Source organism: Nostoc sp., assembly GCF_036917155.1.
Lineage (GTDB): Bacteria > Cyanobacteriota > Cyanobacteriia > Cyanobacteriales > Nostocaceae > Nostoc.
Genome location: NZ_JBALDZ010000041.1, coordinates 20,970 through 27,745, shown reverse-complemented (window position 1 = coordinate 27,745; position 6,776 = coordinate 20,970). Strand labels below are relative to the sequence as shown.

The following is a 6,776-nucleotide window of genomic DNA, read 5'->3' as shown; positions in this document are numbered from 1 at the left end:
ATTACCGCAATACAAGGTTTAGTCAATCAACATACCGAACTTCTCTCTGTGCTTGAGTCTCAAGCCCTGAAATACCAATTAGATAGCTAGGGGTTGGAAAGCCAGTGGTGTAGTTAATGTAGGTGGTTGGTTTGGTTATACCCTTGCCCATCAAGAAGGTACTAATAACGATGCAACCATAATTAATGGTGCCCTTACCTTGGCTTTTCCAGACTTATTTAAAAAAGCAAATCTAGGTGGGTTAGTCTTTGGTATACCGCCTAAAGTTACTAGCAATGACGTCACAGCTCGCGTCAATAAAGATACTTCCTTACATTTAGAAGGTTTTTATACTTATCGGGTAAATGACAACATTAGTGTTACCCCAACTTTGTTTGTAATTCTCAACCCCCAAGGAGATGCTGGCAATGATCCAATTTGGGTAGGTGCTATACGTAGTACATTTAATTTCTAACTGGTGGCAAAAATCTAGCTGTCAACCTGTTGTCTCAAGAGAATACTGCAAAAGGCGGCATCCATGCCAAGCGACTCAAGGCAGTCCCAATGAAACGAGTTTCACTACCAAGCATGAAAATGTTCTAGGGACTGGGATTTTTACTCAGCACGGGCTAAACCGCCCCGCTATCCATGTACAGCACTCAGTACTTTCAAGTCAGGGTGGGATGATGATTATCTAGCAAAGGTATTGGCTCTGCTTTCTGAATATATCTCCAAAATTGTAAAGAAACGTGTGCGTTTGCCCTGCCATTAGAGTCGCGATACTTGCATTTTACAAATCTCTATGCAAAGATAAGTTTACAGAAAATACCGTAAGTCGATGTGTTTACAGTATTTAAATAAATACTTAATAGTATTTCTAGTTATTTGAGTGCAAATTATGATATCTAGTCATATCAGTTTGTCCAGAAATAACCAGAATACAAATCGGTTTTTAGTCGTTGAAGTAGCCAATGATTGTTTTTGTGTGCCATAACCAGTAGAACAGTATGTCAGAAGATGTTTCAGAAATCTTTGCTCACATAGCATTTGCTTGATATTATTTTCTTTGACTATAGAAAAATAGTTTTAAGAAGGTATTCAATAAAACAACATCATCAGCAAGATGTTTCAAGTATTCTTGAATGAGTTCAGAAATCAGAATTTCTAGGATTTTCTGGATTCTATTAATGTATTGTTGGTTTGAGAATCTGATATTTCAGATATGTAGCCACTAAAATCCTTGCTATTAATGTCCTCTGGAATTTTAGCAGAAGTATTGTAATAAATATTTCTGCTGCTTTTTCCGTTCAATTTCTAGTCAGTTCTTTCGCTTTTAAGGTTGAGGAGTCATGTCGATTGTTCGCTGGGATTCTAGATTTGCATTCTGCTTACTTTTTTTGCTAGATATCTCAATTATCTTAGTTCTGAATCCGGCAAAAAGTCAGGCTAATATACCTGCATCTATTGTGAGTAATAGTAACGCTGTTCCTGCTTCTAGGCAGTTGCCTGTATTTTATGCCGATCGCAACAATACTGTAGTCGAGCAAGTTACACCTGTTTCCCAATTACTCTCACCAGTACCGAAAAGATTACCTACTCCTTTGAGTAGCGATCGCCCAGTCAGCAATCCAGCAATCGAGCAGGTAACTTCTGTATCGCAGTTATCAGACATCAAACCTACCGATTGGGCATTTCAAGCCTTGCAATCTTTAGTGGAACGGTATGGGGTGATTGCAGGCTACCCCAACCAAACCTTTCAGGGGAATCGAGCAATGACTCGTTACGAGTTTGCAGCCGGACTAAATGCAGCCCTGGCTCGAATCAATGAACTGGTGAGTGCGGGAACTAGCGATCTACTCCGAAAAGAAGATTTAGAAACATTACAAAAACTCCAAAATCAATTTGCGCCAGAACTAGCCCAACTGCGAGGAAGAGTGGATTCCTTGGAGACACGAACAGCAGTTCTTCAAGCACAGCAGTTTTCCACCACAACCAAACTCGTTGGTCAAGTTGAGACTGTGATTGGAGGTGTTGTGGCAGGCAATAACGTCGTCACCAAGCAACCCGCACCTCACAACTTCACATTTCAGGACGCGGTTACTTTAAAGTTAAACACCAGTTTCAACGGTACAGATCAACTGCGAGTAACCTTGGGGGCAGGAAATATTACCTCTTTAGGGGGAACAAGAAGTGGATTACTTGGAACCAGTGATGGCAAAACTTCTGATAATGCCAGTCCATCATTCCCCAACAATCAACTTTATGTCAGTGGCGTCCGCTATCGTTATTTACTTGGTAGTGATACTGCAATTAACGTTTTTGCTCAGTCTGATGGAGCCTTTGAACTAGGCTTGAGTGGAACTATCAACCCGTATTTTGAAGGGTCAGCAGCGAATGGGATCTCACGATACTCGCGGCGAAATATGGTCTATGACTATGGAGATACTGGAGCCGGAGTCGCCATCCTTCATAACTTTGGTAAACAGCTGGAATTGGGGTTGGAGTACACCTCGATTAACGGTAACAATCCGACAGATAATAATGGCTTATTTGAAGGTAGGTATGTAGCTCTAGGACAATTACTATACAGCAGCCCCAAGAAAAATTTACGCCTAGCTTTGACTTACGCCAATACTTATAGTCCAGCAAATACGACAGGTCTCAGTGGCACAAACTTCGGCCCAGTTATCGGTAGTAACTTAGCAAACAGCACCGTTGCGGGAAAAGGAACTTTAGCAAATACCTATGGTGCAGAAGCGTTTTATCGGATTACTCCATCTCTGGCAATAAATGGATGGGTTGGTTATTCCGCGCACCGTTACTTGGGGAGCGGTGATGCAGATGTCTGGGACTGGGGTGCCGGACTAGCATTTCCTGATTTATTCCAAAAAGGTAGTTTGGGAGGTATTTTTGTGGGGATGGAGCCAAAGTTAACTAGTCTGAGTCCGAATGTGAATTTAGGTAATGGCAATGGCATAGCAGACAAAGATACCTCCTTACACATTGAGGGCTTTTATCAATATCAAGTCAATGATAATATTGCGATCACGCCCGGTGTCATCTGGATTACTGCACCTGACTTTAATGCTAGTAATCCTGATAGTGTAGTTGTGTGGCTCCGCACTACCTTCAAGTTTTAAGCAACGAGAGAAAAATTCATCCCACACTGCCTACGGGTAGAATGTGGGACTTCTTTTTGCTCAAGCTAAATTATCTAGTTTGTCAGAATTATTCGTTGAGTTGGAAGATTTGTGATAGAAACCCCCTACCTCTGCCAAAGTATAGAGGGGTCTGGCTTTAACTTCTTCGTAGATGCGCCCAATATATTCACCTAAGATGCCAACACTGACTAACTGGACAGATCCGAGAAAGAAAATTGCCATCAAAATAATCGTAAACCCGGTTAAAGGCGAATGGGGGACAAAAACACGCCAATACAAGACTAATAAAGCCATGAAGATAGCTGCCGCCGCCGCTATTAACCCTAAGTACGTTGATAACCGCAGTGGCACTATTGAAAAGGACACTAGACCATTAATGGCAAGGGCTAAGGATTTGCTAAAAGTGTATTTAACTTCCCCAGCAAAGCGGGGGTCGCGCTCAAACCTAATTGCTGTTTGCTGAAAGCCAACCCAAGAACGTAGACCACGAATATAACGGGTGCGTTCAGGCATAGAATTGAGAACATCTACGATCTGCCGATCCATTAAACAAAAATCACCAGTATCAGTAGGAATCTCCACATCTGCCAGCTTCTTAAGGACGCGATAAAAAGAATAGGCAGTAAAACGCTTAAACCATCCTTCCTGAAGGCGTTGAGTGCGTTGAGCGTAGACGACCTGATAGCCCTGTCGCCATTTTTCGACCATGTCGGGAATTAGTTCTGGTGGATCTTGTAGGTCAGCATCAAGGATGACGATAACTTGACCTCGGACAAAATTAAGACCAGCAGTAACTGCAATTTGATGACCAAAGTTACGAGCAAAGCTCAAGTAGCAAATGCGCGGGTCTTTTTGATGGAGGTCTCGCAGTAGTTGTAGGGAGCGATCGCGGCTACCATCATTGATCAATATTAATTCGACAAGACCATCCATCCGATCCATTACTGCACTCAGTCGGCGGTATAGTTCAGGAATAATTTCTTCTTCGTTATAAATTGGAACAATGAATGAATACTTTGGTAGCATTTAAAAATATTGTTTAATTTTTGAACAGCCAAGCTGACAGACTGCTTGCGATCGCAAAGATTTGGTTCTCAGTATACTTAGTAAAATTCAAGTCAGATTGTTATAGTTTATTTATTCTTTGGGTTAATGTCATTTGGAGAGTCTGATTCTTTAAGCCTTTCTACAGCTTTTTGAGGAAAAGTCCGACGATGGCGATACCAAGTAGAACCTGCTACCAGCGTTCCCGTTAAGCCTAAGGCAAGTACTAGCGGCAAAAAATCGCCTGTATGAACTGCTTTCAAACCAGAACTACCTAGTAATACAAAAGGCAAGACACTAGGAATAGTACCAAGTGTTGTACCTAGAACATAATCTTTAAAGCTGATCGAAGTCAGTCCCGCAACAAAGTTGACTAAGCCGTAGGGCATAATCGGTACTAGTCGGATGGCAAACATATAAAAAAGTCCTCCCCGCCGTACCTCAGCATCCATAGCTTGCCAGCGTCCTGCTAGTCGTTTTGCGACTGTTTGGCGTCCAATAGTCCGAGTAAAAATAAAGGCAATTATTGCCGCAATTATTGCTCCAATACTAGTCCAGACAGTACCTAGCCAAGGCCCAAAAATTGCACCTCCAGTCAAATTTAGCACCGTTGAGGGCAAAACTAACATAGTTGCGAAAACGTATAAAGCAATATAAATAATGGGTGCCCAAATACCAGAAGATTTTAGCAATGCTTGGATTTGTGCTGGTTCAATACCGCCAAGAAGATATACTGCTATACCAGTTGCAATTATGCAACTCAGTGTAAGTAGCAAAATACCAGCTTTCAAGTTCCACACTAAAACTCTACTCCTACTTTTTTTGTAACCCAACCCATCTTTCTCAAACTTCCCCTTTAATTAATTCTTGAAAGTTTTGGTTCTGGAAACTAGTACAACACGGCGTAAATAAACCACCCATTTAAAATAGCCAGAAAGCTCACAAAATAAGCATTCTTTCTTTTTACTTTTGCCTTTTCACTTTTGCCTTCTTGTACTAGTCCTTTGCCACATTAATTCTGATAAATTCGTAGTGTGTAGCTTTAGCCGTCATTTAAAGAGTCTAGTTATCAGCGATCATAACCTTTATTCCAGCACAGACCAAAAAACCACAAGTTAGCAAGGGTTCTGTCAATGAAACCAGAAGTGAAAACTTCCAAGCCGCAAAAAAATGTGGGTAATTAACACAAAACTTGTATTCTTCACGACAGCCATTTTGGCAACAAAAGTGTCATGATTATCACAACTGTCTGTGAGAAAGTCAATTTTTTTATGAATCGTTAATCTATACTGGCATTTTAAAAAATTTACTGTAAAATGCTGACTATAAACTACGGCAATTCGGTCGAGCTACCGTAGAACTCTATCCTCATACCCTGCCTGACACAGATGCAAATTCTTTGGTTTATTCCTACTGGATCTCATGACGGACGCTATTTAGGCACAGATATAGGCTCTCGTGTTGCGACACCTGATTATTTGCAGCAAATTGCCCAAGCTGTAGATAGTTTAGGCTATACGGGCGCATTATTACCCACAGGAAGTTCTTGTGAAGATGCTTGGATCACTGCCGCTGCTTTTATATCTGTCACCAAGCAGATGAAATTTTTGGTGGCAATTCGTCCAGGAATTACCTCCCCTGGTGCTGCTGCAGGGATGGCAGCAACATTTGACCGAATTTCTAAAGGAAGATTGTTGATTAATGTGGTGACAGGTGGAGATCCTGTACAACTGGCTGGGGATGGCTTGCATCTTAGTCATGACGATCGCTATGATTTAACCGACGAATTTCTGACAGTTTGGCGGGGTATCGTCAGCGGGGAAACAGTCGATTTTCAGGGAAAATACCTGGATATCAAGGGCGGTAAACTCTTATTCCCACCAGTGCAAAAACCCTATCCACCTTTGTGGTTTGGTGGTTCATCTGCTGCTGCCAAGCGGGTTGCTGCTAAACACATAGATGTTTACCTGACTTGGGGCGAACCTCCACAACAAGTGGCCCAAAAGATTGCCGAAGTCCGAAAATTAGCGGCTGAACAAGGTAGAACAGTCCGTTTTGGGATTCGCCTGCATGTAATTGTGCGAGAAACCGAGTCAGCTGCTTGGGATGCGGCCAATGAGCTAATTAAGTATGTTGATGAGGATGCGATCGCAAAAGCCCAAAAAGACCTTGCTAGTTCTGATTCTGAAGGACAGCGGCGCATGAGTCAACTACATAGCGGTAGTCGAAAAACCTTAGAGATTAGCCCTAACCTGTGGACAGGAATTGGATTGGTGCGGGGTGGCGCTGGTACGGCCCTAGTTGGAGATCCCGACACTGTTGCCGCTAGGATGCTGGAATATCGCAATTTGGGGATAGAAAATTTCATTTTCTCTGGATATCCCCATTTAGAAGAAGCGTATCGCACCGCCGAATTATTATTTCCACGCCTACCTTTGCAGAACGAACCTGCGCCTTTAACACCAGCAGTTTTGAGTCCTGTTGGCGAAATCATCGCCAATGAAAAATTTTCTAAACAACTAACGAGTGCTTCATGATGCCAATTTTAGATTTTGGATTTGGGATTTTGGATTAAGCAAAAACACCAAATTT

At 42.1% G+C, this 6,776-nt stretch carries 5 protein-coding genes; 3 read left to right on the top strand and 2 right to left on the bottom strand.

All coding sequences use genetic code 11. The annotated features are described in order from the left end of the window. Nucleotides 1–82: 82 nt before the first annotated feature. Entirely contained in the window at nt 83–454 is a 372-nt protein-coding gene (locus V7K67_RS06830) for an iron uptake porin (protein ID WP_335165761.1), read from the top strand. An 874-nt stretch (nt 455–1,328) separates the two neighbouring features. Further along, a complete protein-coding gene (locus V7K67_RS06825; protein ID WP_334734011.1) occupies nt 1,329–3,119 on the top strand; it encodes an iron uptake porin in 1,791 nt (596 codons plus the stop codon). 60 nt (nt 3,120–3,179) lie between these two features. Here the strand turns inward: V7K67_RS06825 and V7K67_RS06820 are convergent, their stop codons facing one another. Further along, a complete protein-coding gene (locus V7K67_RS06820; RefSeq protein ID WP_334708817.1) occupies nt 3,180–4,166 on the bottom strand; it encodes a glycosyltransferase family 2 protein in 987 nt (328 codons plus the stop codon). Between the two features lie 107 nt (nt 4,167–4,273). Beyond that, a complete protein-coding gene (locus V7K67_RS06815; RefSeq protein ID WP_334734010.1) occupies nt 4,274–4,984 on the bottom strand; it encodes a TVP38/TMEM64 family protein in 711 nt (236 codons plus the stop codon). Between the two features lie 588 nt (nt 4,985–5,572). Between V7K67_RS06815 and ssuD the strand changes: the two genes are divergently transcribed. Then, the gene (ssuD, locus tag V7K67_RS06810; protein WP_335165758.1) at nt 5,573–6,721 is read left to right on the top strand and encodes an FMNH2-dependent alkanesulfonate monooxygenase; all 1,149 of its coding nucleotides are present in this window, start codon (nt 5,573–5,575) and stop codon (nt 6,719–6,721) included. Nucleotides 6,722–6,776: the final 55 nt, after the last annotated feature.

Coding starts and splice junctions, on each gene's coding strand:
- V7K67_RS06825 (WP_334734011.1), top strand. CDS start 1,329: ATGTCGATTGTTCGCTGGGATTCTAGATTTGCATTCTGCTTACTTTTT.
- V7K67_RS06820 (WP_334708817.1), bottom strand. CDS start 4,166: ATGCTACCAAAGTATTCATTCATTGTTCCAATTTATAACGAAGAAGAA.
- ssuD (WP_335165758.1), top strand. CDS start 5,573: ATGCAAATTCTTTGGTTTATTCCTACTGGATCTCATGACGGACGCTAT.